We start from the raw sequence: 21,827 nt of genomic DNA, 5'->3' as shown, positions 1-21,827 counted from the left end.
TACTGCGCAGCGCCGCGTAGCGCGTCACACGATGTTTCTACGCCAGCGAATGCCTCTCAAAACCGTAACAAAGCGGCCGCCCCGACACATCGCGTGACCGTCCCCCGTTGAATGCTCGTGCAATACTAGGCGTTCGCAATCAGGAAAATGCCCATGGTGTCGCCCCGTCCCGCTTCGTCTTCGCACGCACCCGGCCTCGACCTGTCGGCTTGCGAGAACGAGCCGATCCGGGTCCCGGGCAGCATTCAGCCGCACGGCCTGCTCCTGGCCTTCGACGCGCATTCCTTCATCGTCACGCACCTCAGTCAGAACGCCGGCGCGGCGCTCGGGCAGGAGAATGCCGGCATCCTGGGTCAGGACATCCGCAAGGTGCTCGGCCCGACCGCCGGGGCCCTGCTGTCGACCCAGCGCAACACCGACTCCGCGGTGTATCTCGGCCCCTTCGAGTGCGCCGGGACGTCGTTCCACGCGATGTTGTTCAACGCCTCGCCGGGCACCCTGGTGCTGGAGCTCGAATTCCAGGCCGGCGCGCCGTCGGGCTCGCTCGACACGCTTTATCCGCATATTCGCGACTATATGGAGCGGGTGCCCGCCACCGAGTCGTTCGAAGAGCTGCACGAATACACGGCCGCCGAAGTGCGCCGCATCACCGGCTTCGACCGGGTGATGATCTACAGCTTCGATGAGCAGGGCCACAGCACGGTGGTGGGCGAGTCGCGCAACGACAATCTGCCGGCCTACCTCGGCCTGCGTTTTCCGGCCAGCGACATTCCCGCCCAGGCTCGCGAGCTGTATCGGTTGAACCGGGTCCGCCTGATTCCCGATGCCACCTACACGCCGGTGCCGATCGAGCCCACGCTGGATCCCGCCACCGGCGAGCCGCTGGACCTGACCTATTCCACGCTGCGCAGCGTCTCGCCCGTCCATGTGCGATACATGCGCAACATGGGCACTCCCTCGTCGATGTCCTTCTCCATCATGGAAGACGGCCGCCTGTGGGGGCTGATGTCGTGCCATCACGCCGAGGCGCGCCGCGCGCCGCTGCACATCCGCACCGCCTGCGACCTGATCGCCCAGGTGCTGGGCATGCAGCTCTCGCGCCGGTCGCGCGCCGCCGATGCGGTCGAGCGTGTCTCCCTGCAAGGTATCCAGGCCGGTCTGCTGGCCGACATGGCGGCCGAGAAACACTTCGTCGATGGCCTGGTGGCGCATCCCGACGAGCTGCTGGCCCTGGCACGCGCCAAGGGCGCCGCCGTGCTGTTCGCCGGCGAGGTGCGCACCGTCGGCAAGACACCGCAAGAGGCGCAGATCCGCTTGATCGCCGACTGGCTGGCGCGCGAGCATCCCACGGCGGAGCGCTACTACACCCAGACCCTGAAAGACGACCTGCCTCAGGCTGCCGAGTGGTCGGACTGCGCCAGCGGCCTGCTGGCGATCCCGATTTCGCAGATGCACAACAGCTATGTGCTGTGGTTCCGCCCCGAACAGGTCCAGACCGTCAATTGGGGCGGCGATCCGCGCAAGCCGGCGCCCGCCGAGCCGGGCGGCAAGCTGCATCCGCGCAACTCGTTCGAAACCTGGAAAGAAATCCTGCGCGACCAGGCCCAGCCCTGGAGCCAGCCCGAGATCGACACGGCCACCTCGCTGCGCACGGCCATCCTGAGCATCGTGATGCGCAAGGCCGAAGAGCTGGCGGCCCTGACCGACGAGCTGCGACGCAGCAATCGCGAACTCGAGGCGTTCTCGTATTCGGTGTCGCACGATCTGCGGGCGCCGTTCCGCCATATCGTGGGCTTTGCCGAGCTGCTCAAGGACACCGACGCCGTGCGCGCCGATACCCGGGCCGCGCGCTACATCGATACCATCATCGAATCGGCATTCACGGCTGGCCAGCTGGTGGACGATCTGCTGGGCTTCTCGCAGGTCGGACGTTCCACGCTCGCGCCCGTGATGGTCGACATGAACCGCCTGGTGCGCGACACCCGCGAGATGCTGTCGCCCAGCGCCGCCGGCCGCAACATCGAATGGCAGGTCGAAGACCTCCCGCCCGCCATGGCCGATGGCGGCATGATGCGCCAGGTGATGCAAAATCTGCTCGCGAACGCGATCAAATACACGCGTCCGCGCGATCCCGCCATCATCCGCGTGTACAGTGAGCGCCGCGACGGCGAACTCATATATTGCGTGCAGGATAATGGCGTCGGTTTCGACATGGAATACGTCGGCAAACTGTTCGGCGTGTTCCAGCGTCTGCATCGCATGGAAGAATTCGAAGGAACCGGCATTGGCCTCGCGAACGTACGACGTATCGCAGAGCGCCACGCTGGTCGTGCCTGGGCCGAAGGCGAGGTCGGCAAGGGCGCGACGTTTTATTTCTCATTACCAGACAAGCAGGAAATACGCTTATGAGCGCATTGAAGAAGATTTTGCTGGTCGAGGACAATCCGAAGGACCTCGAGCTCACCCTGGTGGCGCTGGAGCGCAGTCTCCTTGCCAACGAGGTGGTCACGGCGCGCGACGGCGTCGAAGCCCTTGATTGGCTGATGGCCGAGGGTGCGCACAAGGGCCGCAACGACGGCGACCCGGCCGTGGTGTTGCTCGACCTGAAATTGCCCAAGATCGATGGACTCGAGGTGCTCGAGCGCATCAAGCAGAATCCCGACACGCGTCACATCCCGGTGGTGATGCTCACGGCTTCGCGCGAGGAATCCGACCTCGTCAAAAGCTACGACCTGGGCGTGAACGCCTTCGTGGTCAAACCGGTGGATTTTCAGGATTTCTTTCGCGCGATCCGCGAACTCGGCATGTTCTGGGCGGTGCTCAACGAGCCCCATCCCGGTCGTGCCCCCCATCCCCAGCAACCCATGAAGGTTACGCCTGCCTGAACGCATGAGAGCGCCGACGCCCCTATCCATCCTGTTGCTCGAAGACAGCGACCTCGACGCCGAACTGGTCCAGGAATACCTGCGCCGTGGCGGCCTGGACGCCACGGTGGATCGCGTCTGGACCCGTGCCGAGTTCACGCGTTTGCTGGAAGAACGCGACTACGATCTGATCCTGGCCGACTACGTGCTGCCGGCCTTCGATGGCCTGAGCGCGCTCGACATGGCGCACGCGATCGCGCCGAATGTGCCATTCATCTTCGTGTCGGGCACGCTCGGCGAAGAAGTGGCTATCGAATCGCTCAAGCGCGGCGCCACCGACTACGTCGTGAAGCAGCGCCTGACGCGGCTGCCCGCCGCCGTGGAGCGCGCCCTGGCCGAATCGCGCGAGCGCCAGGCGCGCCGCGCGGCCGAGGCGAGTCTGCAGGCCATCAATGCCACGCTCGAGGCCACCGTGCAGGCGCGCACGCGCGAACGCGACGTGGTCTGGCGCCTGAGCCAGGATCTGTTCCTGATCTGCGACCCCTCGGGCGTCATTGCCAGCGCCAACCCGGCCAGCCAGCACACGCTGGCCATTCCCGACCTGCGCGGCCACGTGCTGCTCGATCTGATCGGCGACGCCGATCGCAGCGCGGCGCGCGAAGCCATGACCCGCTGCGCGCGCGGCGAGGTCGTGCGCGATGTCGATCTGCGCCTGACCATCGACGGCCGCCCGCGCTGGTATGCCTGGACCTTCGTCCCGACCGAAGACGGCAATTTCTATGCGGCCGGCCGCGACATGGACGACCGCCGCGAACTCGAGTCGCGGCTGCGGCAGGTGCAAAAGATGGAATCGCTGGGGCAGCTCACCGGCGGAGTCGCCCACGACTTCAACAATCTGCTGACCATCATCCTCGGCAACCTCGAACGCGTGCAGCGTTCGCAGGTGCCGTTGGCGCAGGCCCAGATCGATGCGCTGGCCAACGCCGCGCGCGGCGCACGCCGTGCCGCCGAGCTCACCGGCAGCCTGCTCGCCTTCTCGCGACGCCAGCCGCTCGCGCCGCGCCGCCTCGATCTCAACGCGCTGGCGCGCGGTCTGTCGGATCTGCTGGCGCGTACGCTGGGCGAGCACGTCTCGCTCGATTTCTCGCTGGCCGACGACGCCTGGCCGGTGGAGGCCGATCCCAATCAGCTCGAAAACGCGATCATCAATCTGGCGGTGAATGCGCGCGACGCGATGCCCAACGGCGGCACGCTGCGCCTGCGCACCGTCAATACCTCGCTCGACGCCGAATACTGCGCGCGCCAGGAAGGCGTGACGCCGGGCGAATACCTGCTGCTGCGCGTGTCCGACACGGGCGTGGGCATGGATGAGGCCACGATGGCCAAGGTGTTCGAGCCCTTCTTCACGACCAAGGCGGCCGGCCATGGCACGGGCCTGGGCCTGAGCCAGGTGTATGGCTTCGTGGCGCAGTCCGGCGGCCACGTCCGCATCGACTCGACCCCGCAGCAGGGCACGGCCATCGATATCTTCCTGCCGCGTGCCTCCGCCGCCCTGCCCGCCCAGACGACGCCGGGCTGCCAGGACGAGGCGCCGCTGCCGCGTGCACGCGAAGGCGAGACGGTGCTGGTGGTCGAAGACAACGACGGCGTACGCGAGCATGCGCTGCATGTGCTGCGCGAGCTGGGCTATCACACGCTGGCCGCCGCGCACGCCGACGCCGCGCTGGCCCTGATCGACACACCGGTGCGCATCGACCTGCTGTTCACCGACGTGGGACTGCCCGGCATGAACGGGCGCCAGCTGGCCGAAGCCACCCGCACACGCCGCCCGTGGCTGCCGGTGCTCTACACCTCGGCCTACGCCGCCGAGTCGCTGCTGCGCCAGGGCCGCCTCGCGCCCGACGTATCGCTGCTGGCCAAGCCCTACGCCCTGCCGGATCTCGCGCGCCAGGTGCGCGCCCGGCTCGACGAGGCGCCGGGCGAGGCGCCCGCGCGTGGGCTCAACGACACCGACGATGAACGCCATGCCGCGCCCACGGCGCCCGACGGCGCCACGGCCGGCTCGGACCGACCGCGCGTGCTGGTGGTCGAAGACGACGAACTGCTGCGCGAGCTCACCGCCGAAATGCTGGACGGCGAAGGCTACGACGCCACGCTGGCGGCGAGCGGGGGTGAAGCCCTGCGCGTCATGACCGACGGCGCGGCGCTCGGCTTCAGCGCCGCGCTCATCGATCTGGGCCTGCCCGACATGAGCGGCGCCGATCTCGCCTGCGAACTGCGCGACCGTCACCCGGCCCTGCCGCTGCTGATGGTGAGCGGCGCGCCGCTGCCCTCGCTGCAGCAGCGCTTCGACGGCGACCGCCGCTTCGATTACCTGCCCAAGCCCTATCGCAGCGAACAGCTGTTCGAGGCGCTGAGCCGCCTGCGCGCACTGGCCTGAGGCCGCCCGGTCTCTCGCCGCAAAACCTCGTCACGGTTCAGACAAGTTTGGTCACGCCTGCGCGTCGCCGACGCGCGCTGAATCGGTACACTTCCCGCGCACGTCATTGCCCGTCCTGCGGCCGCCGGCCACGCTGATGCGTGTCGTGCCCCGCATCGGCGAGCGTCCGTCATGCGTGTGCGCCCGTCCAGCGCGCGCCGCGCACAATCAAATGTTGGAGGCCGGACGCGCCAGCGTCCGGGGGGACTGCATGAGAACGGCAGAACGAACGCATCGGCGCACCCGCCGGATTTCCGCTGGCGCTCCGGCCTATCCGCTCGCCTGGGCCACGCTCGTGGTGGCGAGCGCCTTCTGGCAGGCCGCCGCCGCACAGCCGAGCCCGCCCGCCGCCGACCCGCCGGGCCCGCCGGTCGCCGTGGATGCCAGCCCCGAGGCTGACGCGGCCCGGTCCGCGAACGCCGAAGAAGAACCGCGCACCTGGACCTGGGCCGATGGCTGCGTGGCCGGGCATCAGGGCAGTGAATGCGCGCGCGATTTCCAGGAAGGCCTGGCCGCGATCCAGCTCGAGAGCATCGACGCCGAGCGCGGGCGCTGGGGCTTCGTGAATGCCTCGGGCCGGGTCGTAATCGCGCCGCGCTATGACGATGTCGAACCCTTCCAGAATGGGCTCGCGCCTGCAGCGCTCGAGGGCGTGTGGGGCTACATCGATCGCCAGGGCGCCTGGGCCGTCGAGCCCCGATTCACTTATGCGACCGGCTTCAATACCGAAGGCACCGCCCTCGCGGTGCAGGACGAACACGACGTCCTGATCGACCGTCAGGGCAAAGTGCTCAAGACCTTCCCGCTGGGCACGCGCACGCGCGGATTCCAGCCCGGCCAGCGTCTGGCCGAGATGGAGGGCCCCGACACCGCCCTGCTGCTCGACATGCGCACGGGCCGCTCGCGCCCGCTGCCCGAAGGCATCATGGCCCTGGGCGAACCGCAGGACGGACAAATACCCGCACAACGGCGCGACTCGCGCTACGGCGGCAATTGGGGCATGCTCGACGCACAGGGCAAGTGGGCCGTCGCACCGGAGGTGCTGCGTGCGCAGGACGCGCCGGTGCGTATCGGGCGCGCGTACGCCGTGTTGCGCGATCAGACGTGGCAGCTCGTGGACGCGGCCGGTAAAGAGATCGAGGCGACGCGCTTCGAGGGCGTGCGCGCCGCCGGTCCCGGCCTGTGGCTTTTCACCCTGCCCGGCCGCCGCGGCTTCGAAGTGCGCGATGCCTCCCTCGAGGTGGTGCTGCGCGACCCGGGCCGTTATCCCGAATCGTCGCGCCCGACCGATGGCTGGCACCTGATTCGCGGCGAGGCCCGCGCCCTGCTGATTCCGCCTCGGGGCGCGCCCATCGAGCTCGATGCGCCGGGGCTCAGCGTGGAATACCGCCGCGGCATGGCCTGGGTGCATCACGATCCCGCACGCGCGGCCAGAGATGCCGACGTCGCGCCGCCGATGGTGCCGCCGCCGCCGATGGTGCCGCCGCCGCCGATGGTGCCTGCACCGCCGATGGTGCCCGCGCCGCCGTCGGTGCCGGCGCCGCCGGCGCCCGATACGAATGCCGATGCCGCGCCCGAGGAAGCCGACGCCGCCGACACGGTGACCGCCGATATCGCGACGCCCGCGCCCCCGGCCGTGGACCGCGCCGGCCCGAACGACATGGCCAGGGCCGCGGCAGCCGATGCTGCGGCAGCCGATGCTGCGGCGGTCGATGCTGCGGCGGCCGGTGCCGCGGCGGCCGAAGCCGCTGTCGATGCCGCAGCGGCCGACGCCGCCGACGTGGCCCTCGAGGCCGGCGGCGTCGCGGAAGATCCGACCGCCACGCTGGACTTCGGCGACGAACCGAGCCTGCGCCAGATCTACACCGCGCGCGGCGAAGCCCTGCTGGGCCCCGAGGTGGTGCAGGCGCTCGCGGGCTATCGCGTGTGGGCCGATGGCAGCCCCGGCGACCCGGAAGGCGACAACCACGGCCAGCGCCTGCCACTGGCGCATCTGAGCGGACGCGATAGCGACGCCGCGCCCGCCCTGCTTACGCTGAGCGGCAAAATCGTGTCGCGGCCCGAATGGCAGGACATCCAGGGCAACGAAGACCAGGCGCCCGCGCGCGTACTCGATCGCGAAGGCAGGATCGGCACGGTGGACGCCGAAGGCGAATGGCTGGTGCCGCCGCGCTACGCGCGGCTGGAAGCCTACGCGGGGCCGTACACCTGGGCCTGGTCGCAACGCTACGAGGGCGAGCCAGAACTGATCGACCTGCACGGCAAGCCCGTGCCCCTGCCGGCAGCGGTCGCGGCCCAGGGCAACCGGATGCGCGGCACGGTGCTGCGCTATCGGCTCGAGGAGCGTCGCAACGGTCCGTGGGGCCTGTGGAGCATCGCCCGCAACGCCCCGGTCAACAACGAGCGCTACCAGGAGATCCAGGAGTTCTCCGACGACTGGGCCATCGCACGTCAAGGCGATCGATGGGGCGTGATCGACCTGCAAGGCAAATGGGTGATCCCCGCCACGCAGGAAAACGCCTACGCCTTCAACTACGAGAAGGACGGCGTCATGCGGGTGCGAGGGGAGGATGACCGCTATCGGCTGGTCGATCTGCGCACCGGTCGCGGCACCGACAGCTTCGAGCGAGAGCCGCGCAAGCTCGGCCCGGGCCGCTACCTGGGCCGGCGCGACGACGCCAGCGCGGTCCTGATCGCCCCGATCGGCACCAGCATCACGATCGCGCGCAGCGACCCCACCCACCAGGACGTGCTCGGCGATTGGCTGCACCTGCGCTTCGACGGCGGCACCGGCGTGCTGGATGCGCGCGGCAACTGGCGCGTCCCGCCGGAGCTCGGCGATTTCAATCCCTTCTTCGTGCAGCCCGAGGGCCTGGCGCGCGTGTATCACGCGGGCCGGTACTCGGTCATGGACCAACAGGGGCGCAAGGTACTGGCGCAGCTGGGCGACGGCACGCCGCTCGCCTCGATGCAGCGGATCTCGTTCCGCGACGAGCAGCGGGGCGAGACGCGCATCACGGACCTGCAGGGCCGAGAAATTACGCGCGTGCGCGGCACGTATACGCTGCACGAGAGTTCAGCGAGCGAGGGCGTGGTGCCGTACCGCGGGGATAACGGCAACTGGGGTCTCATCGATGCGTCGGGCCGACGCGTGGTGGGTCCGCATTTCAGTCTGATCGGCCCCATGAAGCAGGGCCGCGCCGTCGCGACCCGCGAAGCGCGCACCGGCGCCTGGATCGGCTACATCGCGCCGGACGGTCACTTTGCGATCCCGCCGCGCTACCTCGAGGCGCATGCCTTCAGCGAGGGCCGCGCACGCGTACGCCTCGCGGGTGCGATCCAGTACATCGACACCGCGGGCAAACCGCAGTTCCAATTGCGCGCCCTGTGCGGCGCGCCGGTCCTGCAGGACGCCGATGGCCGCATCACCTGGCCGGCCACGCCGCTCACCTGCAAGGACGCCGAGGGGCTGGCGCGTGCCGAGCCCGTTTCCTCCAACGCCGCGAAGAATCCGTGATGCTCAACACGCTCCCTGTTTCCCTGCGCCCCACCCTGTTCGCCCTGGCGTTGCTGGGCCTGGCCGCGCCCGCGCACGCCCAGTATCCCGAGCATGTGTCATGCGCCGCCGAAGCCGAGTTCGACATCGACAGCAAGATGCCGCACGGCAAGGTCAACGGCTGCATGCGCGCGCTCTCCGAACAACGTGCCGCCATCCTGCTCCCCTCGGCCCATGCCGAGATCGAGCGCGTGCCGGCCGATCACAGTCTGCGCCGCCACGCCTGGGGCTTCGTCGACCAGAACGGCCAGCTCGCGGTGACACCGCGATTCGACGAGGTGCGCGACTTCCACAATGGCCGCGCCGCCGTCAAGCAACGCGGCAAATGGGGCTTCATCGACGCGCGGGGCCGCGTGGTCGTGCCGGCCCGCTACGATGCGGTCGAAGACTACGTCTCCATCGGTCTTGCGCTCGTCACCTCGGGCAATGACCGGCACCTCGTCGATCGCCAGGGCAAGCCCGTGGGCGAGCCGTTCGGCGCCGACATCAAGGAGCTGAAGATCGGCGAGGGCACGCCCGCGCTGGCATGGATGATTTTTCACGAAACCCTGCATCGGGACGACGGCATGAGCCGCCATGCGGACGCGAGCCTGCAGCTGCACAAGGCCCTGTCCGACGATCGATATATCGGCAGCAACGAACTGGGCCTTTACGGCCTGCTCGACACCGACCTGAACTGGGTCCTCGAGCCCGCCTACCACGACATCTCGCTCATCCAGGGCTCGAAGGTGGCGCTCGGCGTGGGCGACGAAGAGGTCGTGCTGATCGACCCGACCGGCAAGGTCCACGGCGAAGGCCGCGGCTACGAGCGGATCGACCGGCTGGGAGACGAATTCTGGCTGGCCAAGGTGGCGCGCAAGGGCTATGTGGTGCTCGACGACACCGGCGCCGAGCGGCTGACGCTCGATTCCCGCCAGGCCGGCGACGCCCGGATGCACGGCCGCGCGCTGTTCTACCTGCAGGACCGGACCCTGACGGCATTCGTGCCGGGCCAGCCGCAGCCGCTCGCGCTCGGCTCGGCCGACACGCTGCAGCCCAGCGACGAAACCGACGGCTATGTGCTGGTGCACGACACGGCACAGGACCGCTATGGCGTGCTCACGCCGAATGGCACCTGGGTCTTTGGTGACGACGCCCCCGCGGCGCTCACCCAGCTGCGCGAGATCCGGGTGCATCAGGGCCGCCTCTGGCTGCTGGGCGACAACGGCCGCCTGCTCGACATCCTGGATGCCGACGGCAAGTCGCGCTTCACCGACGAACAGCGCACGGCGCTCGAGAGCATCCCGATCCGTCGTCTGGGTTGGAACGATGCCAATGCCCCCATGGGCATCAGCCGCGACACGCACTGCCAATGCGGCGACCTGCCGACGCTGCTGCTCGCCGACGGCACGCTGATCGGCAAGGACACCTGGACCGATCTGATCGCGCTCGATCCCGGCGATGACGAACGTCCCGAGGGCGAGCCGCCCGTCGCCGCCGAGTCGCTGCGCTTTGCCGCCCAGACGGCCGACGGCATGGTGCTGCTGGACGCCCGCGGCGAGCCGCTCGGGCTGCCGCCGCAGAAACACATCAGCGCGTTCCAGTACGGCTATGCCTTCGTCTATCAGGACGACAAGGTGCAACTGATCGACCGCGCCGGCAAGCCGCGCGCCCTGCCGGCGCACTTCACGTTCGAGCCCATCGGCAACGGCCTCGCACGCTACGTGCTCGGCGCGGCCGAAGGCGAGCCCTGGGGTCTTTACGACATCGAACGCGGCACCGTGGTGCTGCCGCCGCAGTTCACGGCGATCGAGCCGTTCGAGAACGGTCTGGCCGTCGCCACGCTGGGCGCCGGACGCAGCGGCGTGATCGACAGCCAAGGCCGCTGGCGCATCGCGCCCGAGCATGGTGAGGTGCGCCGCCTGACCGCTGCCGTGTGGCGGGTGCAACAGGCCGTGGATACGCTCGCGGGGTCCGACGATGCGCCCTCGCCCGACCGCAGGCTCGTCAATGCGGACGGCAAGGTGCTCATCGATTGGCAGCCCGGGCTGGACGTCTATGGCCCGGACGAGGACGGCCTGACCGCGGTGGCGGGCGACAAGCGCTGGCGGGTGGCCATGGACGGCAGCGAAGCCGCGCCGATGGACAATGCCTACCACCTGAAGGTGGGCCGCTGGACGCAGATCAGCCGCGAGCCGCTGTCCGGCTATATCGATGCCCAGGGCCAATGGCAGATCCGCACGCACGGCATGGCGGGCACGCCCTTCCGCGGCCAACCCGCGCGCGCCGTCATGCCCGCCGCCTACTCGAACGACCCGGTGTTGATCGACGCGAGCGGCAAGACCGTCACCGCGCTTCCCGAAGGCGACTGGAGCCTCTCGCCCGACGGCCAATGGCTTGTGTCGCAGGCCATCGAAGACACGACGGTCACGCGCTATGCCGATCTGAATGGCAACATCCTGCACACGGTTCCGGGTTATGGCGAGGCGCCCTCCGAAGGCGTGGCGGTGGTGCAGGGCGATCAGGGCAAGGCCCGCGTCGTGCCGCTCACGGCCGGCACGCCGGTGCCGCCGGCCGCCTACCGCTATCTGGGCGCGCGTCACGACGGGCTGGCGCTCGCCAACGCGGGCGACCGGCTGGGCTATCTCGACGCGCGTGGGGCGTTCGCCATCGCGCCGGCCTATCTCGCGGCCTCGCCGTTCGTGGGCCAGCGCGCCGTGGTCTCGACCGATTCGGACTCGATGCTGATCGACACGCAGGGCAAGGTGCTCGCGCGCGTGGGCATGGAGTGCGGCATGCGCGTGCTGTACGGCGAAACCGGCGCGCGCCTGTGGCCCAAGACCTTGCCCGACTACTGCGAGCCCTGAGCGCGGGCTCATGACGGCGGCACGCGCTTGCCGCCGTCATCCCTCACGGGCTAGGATGACAGGCGCGCGCGCCATCCCGGGCGCGCTCTGATTCGAGGCTGAACCGTGGACCCGATCCTGTCGAAGCTCGCCACCGCAGTGCCGGCGGCCAAATCCATCGAAGAACTCACGCGCCCCTTGCTCGAGATGCTGAGCGCCGTGACAGGAATGGAATCCACCTACCTCACCTCGATCGATCTCGAGCGCAACGAGCAGCTCGTGCGTTTCGCGCGCAACACCGGCGAAATGGTCATTCCCGAGGGGCTCACGGTCACCTGGTCGGAAACGCTCTGCAAGCGCGCGCTCGACGAAGACCGCCTCTACACCGACGACGTCGCCAACTGCTGGGGCGATTCGGCGGCGGCGCGCGCGCTCGGCATCAAGACCTACGTCAGCACGCCCATTCGCACCGACGACGGCGTGCTGCTCGGCACGCTGTGCGCGGCGAGCGCCGACAAGCGCAAGCTCGCGCCCGACGCCAACGCGCTGCTCAAGCTGTTCTCCAATCTGGTGGCGAGCTTCATCGAACGTGAGCAGCTGATGAACAGCCTGCAAGAGGCCAATGCCCGCCTCACGTCGTACGCCATGACCGACATGCTCACCGGGCTGCCCAATCGGCGCGCCGTGTACGAAGAGCTCGAGCGTCTGCTCGACCGCGCCGCGCGCAGCGGGGGTTCGGTGCTGGTGGGCGTGATCGATCTCGACGGTTTCAAGATGATCAACGACACCTACGGCCACCAGGCCGGCGATGAATTTCTGCAGGCCGTGGGCCGCCGCCTCACCGAAAGCCTGCGTGCCTCGGACGTGGTGGGCCGCGTGGGCGGCGATGAGTTTCTGCTGGTGGGCCCGGGCCCGCAGCACGACCCGACCCTGGCCGAGGCGGCCGCCGGCGATCCGCTGCAGGCCGCGCTCACGCTGCAATTGCGCACGGCCGCCGCCACGGCCGGCACCTACCGCCTGGGCGAGCAGGTGATCGAGTATCCGGGCGCCAGCGTGGGCATGGTGTCGGTCGAGCCGCTCAACATGGATGCCGAGACCGCCGTGCGCATGGCCGACACGCGCATGTACGAGATCAAGCGCACGCGCAAGCATCTGAACGGCTGATCGGCGCGGCGCCGTATAACCCGCGTCCCTGCGGCCTGCGCCTAACGTACGCGCATGGGCGCGGCAGCGAAGCGCCGCGTCCTTTTACATCTTGCACCAACCGAATCGAAAGCCGCGCGCTATCTTCGATATCGCATGCATCCGAAGCCCAGCCGGATCCGTATAACCCGGCATGCCCCTGCGCGGTCACGCGCCGAATGACGCATGCGCCACGAGGGGAGACCTTAGCCCGGCCGGCCACGCGCGCCCGCCGTCTCATCTGCTTCGCCTCGGAGTGACCGCATCATGTCCGATCCGCGTTCCTGCACGGCCCTGCGCAACGGGCCACGCTGGCTGGCCTCCCTGTTCGCCCTCGCCTGCGCGGCGCTCGCCACGCAGCCCTCGCACGCCACCCGCGCGCCGGGCGGCCCGCCCGTCTCCGAACATTTCGTGGGCGCGGCCTACGATCAGGAAGACGGCCGGCTGCTGTATCGCGAAGAGCACTGGGTGGTGGTCGAGGCGGCGCGCATGACGCGGCTGGTGCTGTATCAATGCCCCAATGGCGCGCCGTTCGCGCGCAAATGGGTGCGTGGCGCGATCGATGATCCCGCGCCCGACTTCGAGCTCGAGGACCGGCGCAACGGCATGCGCCAGGGGGTGCGCACGCAGGGCGCCACGCGCGAGATGTACAGCCAGCGCAATACCGCCGAGCCCTTGCGCACGGCGGCGCTCTCGCCCCGGCCCAACCAGATCATCGACGCGGGTTTCGATGCCTATGTACGCGAGCACTGGAGCCAGCTCACCGCGAGCGAGGATCCCGTGATCGCGTTCCTGGTGCCGTCACGCCTGCGCGACTACGAACTCGAGGTGGACACCGGCCAACGCCAGTACGAAGGCAGCCGCATGTTGCGGCTGCGTCTGAAGCTCGATGCCTGGTATGGCTTCGCGGCCCCGTCGATCCAGCTGCTCTACGATCTGGAGCAGCGCCGGTTGCGTCTGTACGAGGGCCTGAGCGATCTGCGCGACGCCTCGGGTCGCAGCATGCGCGTGCGGATCGAGTTCGCCGCCCACGATCACAAGGACGGCGCAACGGCGGCCGATCAGTCCCGCGCCGCCGCGCAGCCGCTCGTGAGCCGCTGCGACGGCTGACGGGCGGGTTTACAGGTCGCGCAGACGCGCCACCGAGGCCGCCAGATTGGCGTATTTGCGTTCGCGGATGGCTTCGACCTGATCGCGCGGGTTCAGGCCGGCGCCGCGCTCCTCGGTGGTGGCCTCGCGCACCAGACGGCTGAGGTCTTCGGTGCGCGTGCTGCCGGTGGGCAGCGTGGATTCGGCCACCAGCTCGCCCATCACATACTTCTGCATGTGCGTGGACTGGGTGCGGCTGGCCGTGAGGCGCGCCAGCGTCAGCTGGCCCTGCTGGTACCCCAGCTCGGTACGGCTGCTGCTCTTGTCTTCGATCTGGTAGTAGTAATAGTTCTGCGACTCGCGATCGTCGGAGAGCGCCAGCGTCAGCTCGGGCGACAGCGGCTTGTGATAGCTGGCCGAGAGACGGCTGTCGAGCTGCTGCACGATGCCGCGGTTGAGCGCGTCCGTGCCGGAGACCGAGGTGCGTTGCGAAACCGTGTAGATGAAGCTCTCGATCTCTTCCTTGCGGCGCAGGTTGAGCGTGAGCGTGTTCTGCCGCACCGAGGCGTTGAAGTCGGCCAGGCCGCTCAGCACGCTGCGATCCGCCTGATTCAGCGCGTTCGCGCCGACCACGCCGGTGCGCGCGCGGGCCGCGTCGCCGTAGTCCGCGTGCAGCGACGCGAACGCGTCCTTGAAGAGCGACATGGTCTGCGCATCGCCCTGGCCGCGCGTCTGCGCCGCATCGAACTGGCGCAGATAGGCTTCGACCGCGGCGCCCCGCTGGGCCGCGGTGCCGAACGTCGACGGCTGGCTCAGGTCCACATCGACGCTGACCGTGCCGGCGGGGCCGGTGGAGGTGATGCTGCGCGCGGTCGCATCGGCCTTGAACGACACGGTCTGGCTGTGCTGATTGCCCAGGCTGACCGTCGCCTGCAGGTCGACGTTGCGCAACAGGCTGGTATCGAAGCTGCCCAGCTTGCCGAGATTGAGACGGGGCGGTTCCGAGGCCAGACCGTCGAGCGCCTCCTGGAAGGCGCCCGCCAGATTCGCGATCGCGGCGCGCTCCTCGTCGGACACCTCGCCCTCGCTCACGCTGATGGACACCGCCAGGCCGTTGGCATCGCTGCCGATCGACACCTCGACGCGGGCGCCGCCCGCCGTCGTGATGGCCAGCCTGGCCTGATTGTCGGCGTCCGTGTGCTGGCGGGCATGCAGCGACGCGCCGCCGACGTTGCCGGGACGGGACTGCAGGATGGACTGCGAGAAGTTGGAACCGTCCTCGCGGAAGCGTTCGAGCACCGTGGCGCCGAGGTCCTTGAAGCGGCCCGCCAGCGTGGGCGACACGAAGTTGCCCGCCATCTGGGTGGAAATCGCATCGCCGCCGTTCTGCTCCCACACCGCCGATTGCATCGAGGGTAAAGCGCTCGGGGCGCGATAGAGCCCGGAATCGGTGCCGCCCAGGCCCACGCTGACGGCCGTGCCGCTGACCGCCTGCGCCGTCTGGACGGGCGCGGCCGCGGCAGGGGCGGCCGACACGGCGGGCGCGGGCTGGACAGCCGTGGCCGTGGGCCAGGCTGGCGTCGAAACGGAAGTCGCTGAGATCTGGGTCATGGGCGCGCCGGTAATCGGTAAAGGAGCGAAGCGGGGCCGCGGCAAAGCAGCGTCCCACTTCCTGATGACCGGTTAACGGCAGGATTTCCTGTTACTTAACCCTGTCCCCCTGAGGCGCATTTTGCCCGCCAGATGGGTCGATTTACCTGCAAAAAGGGTCTTTATTACGGTAAATGTCGTTTGATTTCCGTTTAGGGACATACCCCGAAATAAGTGAAACAGACACTAAATCCCAGCATATAGGACGCCGTTGTTACCTATGAAATCGTTCCCAACCCGAGCATCCCGCGCATGAACCAGTTTCTGAAAGACATCACCGTACGACGCATGATTCTGTGGACGCTGCTCCTGATCTGCGGTCTCGTTTCCCTCCTCTCCTACATCAGCGTTTCCGGTCTGAACAGCTCGGGCCAGGCACTCGCCGCGAAAGACAAGTTGCTCCAGGAAGTCTCCCTCATGGCACGCGTGAACGATCAGGTCATGCGCGCCCGGCTGCGGCTGAACCGCCAGCTGGAATACGCGGCCGAGGGCAATGCCCGCCAGGCCGCGGACGAAGGCCAGGGCGTGGACAGCGCGCTCGCCGAAGCCCGCAAGCACTTCGATCGCTTTTTCGAGATCGACGCGGGCGAGACCCCGACCGCGATCACGGGGCCGTTGCGCACCGACTTCGATACGCTGGTGAATCAAGGCCTGGCCACGCAGCGCCAGCTGCTCGCCACGCAGGGTGTGGCCGCCGCGCGCGCGCACGCCGCAGGCCCGGTGGTGCAGGCCAGCCGCGCGTTCGGCAAGCACATGCAGGACTACGAAAACTACGCCGAGCAACGGGCACGGGATCTGTCCAGCAATGCCGCCGTGCAGCGTGAGCGCGCCTACCTGAGCACCGCCATCGTGCTGGGCATCAGCCTGCTGCTGATCTTCCTGGGCGATCGCTACGTGGTGATGTACGTGAAGCGTCCGCTCGAAGACGTGCGCGCGCACTTTCGCCGCATCGCTTCGGGCGACCTGACGACGCAATGCGCCGACTTCGGCAAGAACTGTGTCGGCCAGATCATTCCGTATCTGCAGGAGATGCAGAGTTCGCTGGTGCGCACCGTTCAGTCCGTGCGCGACGGCGTGGTGCAGATCCATGCCGGCTCGAGCGAGATCGCGGCCGGCAATCTGGACCTGTCCAGCCGCACGGAAGAACAGGCGGCCTCGCTGGAAGAGACCGCCGCCAGCATGGAGGAACTGCTGTCCACCGTGACCAACAATGCCGAGAACGCCCGCCAGGCGCAGGCAAGCGCGGCCCAGGCCTCGCAGGTGGCGCGGGCCGGCGGCGAGGCCGTGGACCAGGCCGTGGTGACCATGCGCGAGATCGCCACCGACGCCAGCCGCATCGGCGACATCGTGGGCGTGATCGAGGGCATCGCGTTCCAGACCAACATCCTCGCGCTGAACGCGGCGGTCGAGGCCGCACGGGCCGGTGAAGAGGGCAAGGGCTTCGCCGTGGTGGCCGGCGAGGTGCGCTCGCTGGCACAGCGCAGCGCCGCGGCCGCGAAGGAGATCAAGCAGCTGATCGCCGCCTCCGGCGATACGGTGCAGGCCGGCTCGGCCCAGGTGGAAGCCGCGGGCCGCACCATGGCCGACATCCTGCGCACCATCGATAACCTCGCCACGCTGGTGAGCGAAATCTCGTCCGCCTCGGGCGAGCAGGTGAGCGGGATCGACCAGGTCAATACCGCCGTCACGCAGATCGATCAGGTCACGCAGCAGAACGCCGCGCTGGTCGAGCAATCCGCCGCGGCGGCCGCTTCGCTCGAAACGCAGGCCGACCGTCTGCGCACCTCGGTCAGCCTGTTCCGTCTGCCGGGTCAGCCGGGCCAGGTCGTGGAGGAATCGCACGCGCGTGGCAGGCCGTCGGGCGTGCCACTGGCGCTCCCCGCCTAATAAAAATGCCGCTTCCCCGGAAGCGGCATTTTTCTTTTGGGCCTGCCTGGGCAAGGCTCAATCCATCGAGATCCCGGCGCGCTCGCCGATCGCGCGGAACTCGGCCACCTCGGTCTCGATCTGCGTGCGGAACTTCTCGCCCGGCAGGTAGACCGGCTCGAGCGCCAGATCGCCCACGGACTTGCGCACCTCGGGATCGGCCATCACCTCTTCGACCGCGGCGCTCAGACGCTGGACGATATCCGCGGGGGTGCCCGCCGGCGCGACCATGCCGTACCAGCCCACGAACGACACGTTGGGCAGGCCCGCTTCGGTGAAGGTCGGCACGTCGGGCAGTTGCGGCATGCGCTGCGTGCCGGTCACGGCCAGCGCGCGCACCTTGCCGGCACGCGCCTGCGCGGCCGCCGACGAGACGGTGTCCACGCCCAGATCGACCTCGCCGCCGATCATGGCGGTGACCAGTTGCGCGCTACCCTTGTACGGCACGGGGGTCATGCGGGCGTCCGCCGCCATCGCGAACATCTCGCCGGTGAGGTGCGGCGCAGAGCCCGGACCGAAGGTGCCGTACATGAGGCCGCCCTTGCCGCTGCGCTCGCGCGCCAGCTTGGCGGCCTCGCCCGCGGTCTTTACGGGCAGATCGTTTTTGGCCAGCAGCACCACCGGCGCGATCGCCACGATGGCCACGTGCGCATAGGACCTGACCGGATCGTAGGGCAGCGCGGACTTCAGCGCCGGCAACACAGAATACGTGGTGCTGCCCGAAATCATCAGCGTGTAGCCGTTGGGCTGGGCCCGGGCCACCGCATCGGCGCCGATCACGGTCGACGCGCCGGGGCGGTTTTCCACGATGACGGGCTGGCCGAGCTTGGGACCGAGCTTGCTCGCCATCAGGCGCGCGACCGCGTCCGTGGCGCCGCCCGGCGTGAACGGCACGACCAGGCGCAAGGGCTGTTCGGGCCAGGCGGCGTGGGCCGCGGTGCCGATCAGGCTGCAGGACAGGGCCAGCGCCGCGGCGGCGACACGGCGAACGGGGGTGAAACCGGAAAGACAGCGTTTCATGAAAGAACCCGGAAAGAGGTCAGATGGCGGAGACGGGTTCCGCGTCGCGTTGACCGGCGCACAGCGCGGGCCCCTGCTCGGCCAGATCCCAGAGCAGCCCGGCCATGATCGCCAAGCCTTCGCGAGCGACCGAACCGAGCAGGTGTTCGTTGGGGGCATGCTGCGCGCACGCCGGGTAAGAATGCGGCACCCAGATCGTGGGCAGCCCCAGCAGATCGGCGAAGATGTCGTTCGGCAGCGAGCCGCCGAGATTGGGCAACAGCGCGGGCGCCTTGCCGGTGGTCGCCTCGACCGAGTCGGCCGCCCAGCGCACCCAGGGATTGTCGGGCGAGAGCCGGGTGGCGCCGGCCTGCGCGCCCAGCGTCACCTCGATGCCGCCGAAGCCGGCGTGCTCGAGATGCGCGCGCACCGTGCCTTCGAGGCTGCGCCAGTCGGTGCCGACCACGAAGCGCAACTGGCACCAGGCCACCGCCTGCGGCGGGATGGCATTGACCGGCTTAGCGGGATCGCCCGCGCCGAAGGTCAGGACGTCCAGGCTGTTCCAGCCGAACACTTGTTCGCTGGGCGACAGGCCCGGCTCGCCCCAATAGGGATCGATCTCGGGATCATCGACGTCGCCGCCGACTTGCAGGTCGGCCAGCGCGGCGCGGACCGCCTCGGGAATCTCGGGCGGACGCAGGCCCGGCACCAGGATGCGCCCGCGCGCATCGACCATGCTGGCGATCGCGTGCGACAGCACGATGGCCGGGTTGGACAGCAGACCACCCCAGTTGCCCGAGTGATAGCCGCGCTCGCGCAGCGCCAGCCGCAATTCGAAGTTGACGGCGCCGCGCGAGCCCATGAACAGCGTGGGACGGGCGGCCGCGAGCCGCGGCCCGTCGCTGGCGAGGAACAGATCGGCGCGCAGCAGCTCGCGCTGTGCATCGCAGAACGCGGCCAGGCCCGGCGAGCCGGCCTCTTCGCCGGTCTCGATCAGCCAGGTCACGTTCAGGCCCAGCCGGCCGCCGCGGGCCGCCAGCACCTGTTCGAGCGCACAGAGATTGATGGAGTGCTGGCCCTTGTTGTCGGCGGTGCCGCGGCCATACCAGCGGTCACCTTCGACGCGCAGCCGCCAGGGGTCGCGTCCTTCGCTCCAGCGGGCGGCGTTGCCTCGCACCACATCGCCGTGGCCGTACATCAGCACGGTCGGCAAGGCCGGATCCTCGATGCGGCGCGCCACCAGAATCGGCAGGTCGGCGCCGGCGGGATTAGGGAAAACACGGGTCTCGAAACCGAGGCGCGTGAGCAACGGCACCATCTCCTGGTCGAGATAGGCGTGTTGCGCGGGCGCCTGAGAGGGCTCTTCGCTTTCGGTGGCATGGGCCACGCGCCGCGCCAGCACGGCCTGAAACGCGCCGCTGTCGAACTGTTCCAGGGTGTGCGCAATGGCGAGGGCTCGGGTCACGACGAAGGCCTTATTAGGGAAAGGCACAACATTATTACGGCGTCAGGCATGCCACAATCAGCTAAATCGCAGGCTTGCGTTGCCTTTTTCGCAATAGCAGCGCATCGGCTTCCGGCTCCCGTCCCCTCGTTCCCACCCGGTCCACCGACACCCCATGATTTCGCTGTCATTGCGTTACTTCCTCGAGGTGGCGCGCCGTGGCTCGGTCGCCGCGGCCGCCCAGACCCAGCACGTGGCCGCCTCCGCGATCAGCCGCCAGATCAGCAAGCTCGAAGACCAGCTCGGCGTCACGCTGTTCGAGCGCCAGGCGCGCGGCATGACGCTGAGCGAGGCCGGCCGGCAGCTGGCCGCCTACGCCAACGCCGCCACGCTCGAGGCCGAGCGCGTGGCCGACGAGCTGCGCGAGCGCAGCACCCTGGGCGACGTGACACTGCGGATCGCCTGTACCGAGGGCTTCGCGCACCGCTTCATTCCGCAGAGCATGGCCGACTTCAAGCAGCTGCACCCGCAGACGCGCTTTCATCTGCACGTGGACCGTCCCGAGGCCGTGAATCAGCGCGTGCTCGATGGGCACTCCCAGATGGCCCTGCGCTACACGCTGGCCACCGATGAGCGGCTGCGCACCGAGCTCGTGAGCCGCGCCCCGGTCTATGCGGTCATGTGCCGCCGCCACGCGCTGGCCAGCCGCCGCAGCGTGAGCGTGCGCGATCTGCGCAAACTGCCCCTCGCGCTGGGCGATCGCGACACCACCGTGCGCCAGCTTTTCGACGTCGCCTGCGCCAACGCCGGCCTGCACCTCGAGCCCTCCTACGTCTCCAACTACTCGGCCGCGTTCCTGCCCCTGCTGCCCGACAGCCCGATCGTGGCCCTGTCCGGCTACCTGACCCTGGCCGACAAGCTCGAGCACGCCGGTCTCGTCGCCCTGCCGTTCAGCAATGTCGAGATGCAGCAGCGCAGCGTGCAGGTGCTCACGCTGGCCGGCAGCACCCTGCCCGCCCTGGCGCGCGTGTTCCTTCAATTCCTCGAGCAACGCCTGCGCCAGGCGCCTCCCGACCTGGCGCGCCGGCCACGGGAACGGTAGTTGCTGCAGGAGGCGCTCCCCGCGCCAGCCGACCGCAGGCCGGGTTCCGCCAACTGTCTGCCATGCGAGGAGGCCGCCATGAGCCGTCGTGCACCCGATGCCCAGCAAACCAAGGAACTGCTGTATCAAGCCCTGGAAACCGAGATCGGTGGGCTGCAGGTCTACGAGACCGCCGTGAGCTGTGCGCTGAACGAAGACCTGAAGAAGGAATGGAAGGAATACCTGGAAGAGACGCGCACGCACCGCCGTGTGTTGCTGACCGTCTTCGAGCAGCTGGGTCTGGACCCCGAGCTCGAGACCGACGGCCGCAAGGTCGTGCGGCATCTGGGTGAGTCGCTCGTGCGCGCGATGCGCATGGCACAGGCCGCCGGCAACCCCCAGGCGGCCGAATTGGTCGCCACCGAATGCGTGGTGCTGGCCGAGACCAAGGATCACAGCAATTGGGCCCTGATCGGGCTGCTCGCCGAGAAAGGCAGCGGCAAGCAGGCCGACGTGCTCAAGCAGGCGTACGACGCCGTGGCCACCGACGAGGACCATCACCTCTATCACACCATGGGCTGGTCCCGTGAGCTGTGGATCGAGTCGCTGGGCCTGCCGGCCGTGCTGCCCCCGCCCGAAGAAGTGAAGAAAGTCGAAACCGCCATTGGCGCATCCCGCGCCGAACAGGCCCGCGACAGCATGTTGCGCCGCCACTGATCCGCACGGAGATAT

The 21,827-nt window shown here is 68.8% G+C and carries 13 protein-coding genes; 10 read left to right on the top strand and 3 right to left on the bottom strand.

The window, feature by feature from the left end; translation table 11 throughout:
- Positions 1 to 153 precede the first annotated feature (153 nt).
- From CEK29_RS03785 to CEK29_RS03755, 7 genes are all read left to right on the top strand, one after another.
- Positions 154 to 2,409, top strand: a complete 2,256-nt coding sequence (locus tag CEK29_RS03785; RefSeq protein ID WP_094857370.1) for an ATP-binding protein — start codon at positions 154 to 156, stop codon at positions 2,407 to 2,409.
- A complete protein-coding gene (locus CEK29_RS03780) occupies positions 2,406 to 2,885 on the top strand; it encodes a response regulator (RefSeq protein WP_094803759.1) in 480 nt (159 codons plus the stop codon). The genes CEK29_RS03785 and CEK29_RS03780 overlap by 4 nt, the downstream gene beginning before the upstream one ends.
- 4 nt (positions 2,886 to 2,889) lie before the next feature.
- The gene (locus CEK29_RS03775; RefSeq protein ID WP_094857369.1) at positions 2,890 to 5,304 is read left to right on the top strand and encodes a response regulator; all 2,415 of its coding nucleotides are present in this window, start codon (positions 2,890 to 2,892) and stop codon (positions 5,302 to 5,304) included.
- 250 nt (positions 5,305 to 5,554) lie between these two features.
- Entirely contained in the window at positions 5,555 to 8,860 is a 3,306-nt protein-coding gene (locus CEK29_RS03770) for a WG repeat-containing protein (protein ID WP_176456830.1), read from the top strand.
- Positions 8,860 to 11,745, top strand: coding sequence for a WG repeat-containing protein (locus tag CEK29_RS03765; RefSeq protein WP_094857367.1), 2,886 nt, complete (start codon positions 8,860 to 8,862; stop codon positions 11,743 to 11,745). The genes CEK29_RS03770 and CEK29_RS03765 overlap by 1 nt, the downstream gene beginning before the upstream one ends.
- Positions 11,746 to 11,850: 105 nt before the next feature.
- Positions 11,851 to 12,888, top strand: coding sequence for a sensor domain-containing diguanylate cyclase (locus CEK29_RS03760; RefSeq protein ID WP_094857366.1), 1,038 nt, complete (start codon positions 11,851 to 11,853; stop codon positions 12,886 to 12,888).
- 285 nt (positions 12,889 to 13,173) lie between these two features.
- Positions 13,174 to 14,016 (top strand): hypothetical protein, encoded by an 843-nt coding sequence (locus CEK29_RS03755; RefSeq protein WP_094803769.1) that lies wholly within the window; start codon positions 13,174 to 13,176, stop codon positions 14,014 to 14,016.
- Between the two features lie 9 nt (positions 14,017 to 14,025).
- Here CEK29_RS03755 and CEK29_RS03750 read toward each other — a convergent pair whose 3' ends face one another.
- Positions 14,026 to 15,606, bottom strand: a complete 1,581-nt coding sequence (locus CEK29_RS03750) for a hypothetical protein (protein ID WP_141218299.1) — start codon at positions 15,604 to 15,606, stop codon at positions 14,026 to 14,028.
- Between the two features lie 291 nt (positions 15,607 to 15,897).
- Here CEK29_RS03750 and CEK29_RS03740 point away from each other — a divergent pair, with 291 nt between their 5' ends.
- On the top strand, positions 15,898 to 17,532 hold the full coding sequence (locus CEK29_RS03740; RefSeq protein WP_094803775.1) for a methyl-accepting chemotaxis protein: 1,635 nt from the start codon (positions 15,898 to 15,900) through the stop codon (positions 17,530 to 17,532).
- 57 nt (positions 17,533 to 17,589) lie between these two features.
- On the opposite strand, the gene CEK29_RS03735 is transcribed toward CEK29_RS03740, so the two are convergent.
- Entirely contained in the window at positions 17,590 to 18,591 is a 1,002-nt protein-coding gene (locus CEK29_RS03735; protein WP_094857364.1) for a Bug family tripartite tricarboxylate transporter substrate binding protein, read from the bottom strand.
- Between the two features lie 19 nt (positions 18,592 to 18,610).
- Positions 18,611 to 20,035 (bottom strand): M20 family metallopeptidase, encoded by a 1,425-nt coding sequence (locus CEK29_RS03730; protein ID WP_094857363.1) that lies wholly within the window; start codon positions 20,033 to 20,035, stop codon positions 18,611 to 18,613.
- 154 nt (positions 20,036 to 20,189) lie between these two features.
- On the opposite strand from CEK29_RS03730, the gene CEK29_RS03725 reads away from it, so the two are divergent.
- Positions 20,190 to 21,116 (top strand): LysR family transcriptional regulator, encoded by a 927-nt coding sequence (locus tag CEK29_RS03725; RefSeq protein WP_094857362.1) that lies wholly within the window; start codon positions 20,190 to 20,192, stop codon positions 21,114 to 21,116.
- Between the two features lie 78 nt (positions 21,117 to 21,194).
- Entirely contained in the window at positions 21,195 to 21,812 is a 618-nt protein-coding gene (locus CEK29_RS03720) for a hypothetical protein (RefSeq protein WP_094803781.1), read from the top strand.
- Positions 21,813 to 21,827 lie beyond the last annotated feature (15 nt).

Source organism: Bordetella genomosp. 5, from assembly GCF_002261475.1.
GTDB lineage: Bacteria > Pseudomonadota > Gammaproteobacteria > Burkholderiales > Burkholderiaceae_B > Bordetella.
The sequence above is the reverse complement of the archived record's forward strand: the minus strand, read 5'-3'. Positions and strand labels throughout refer to the sequence as shown.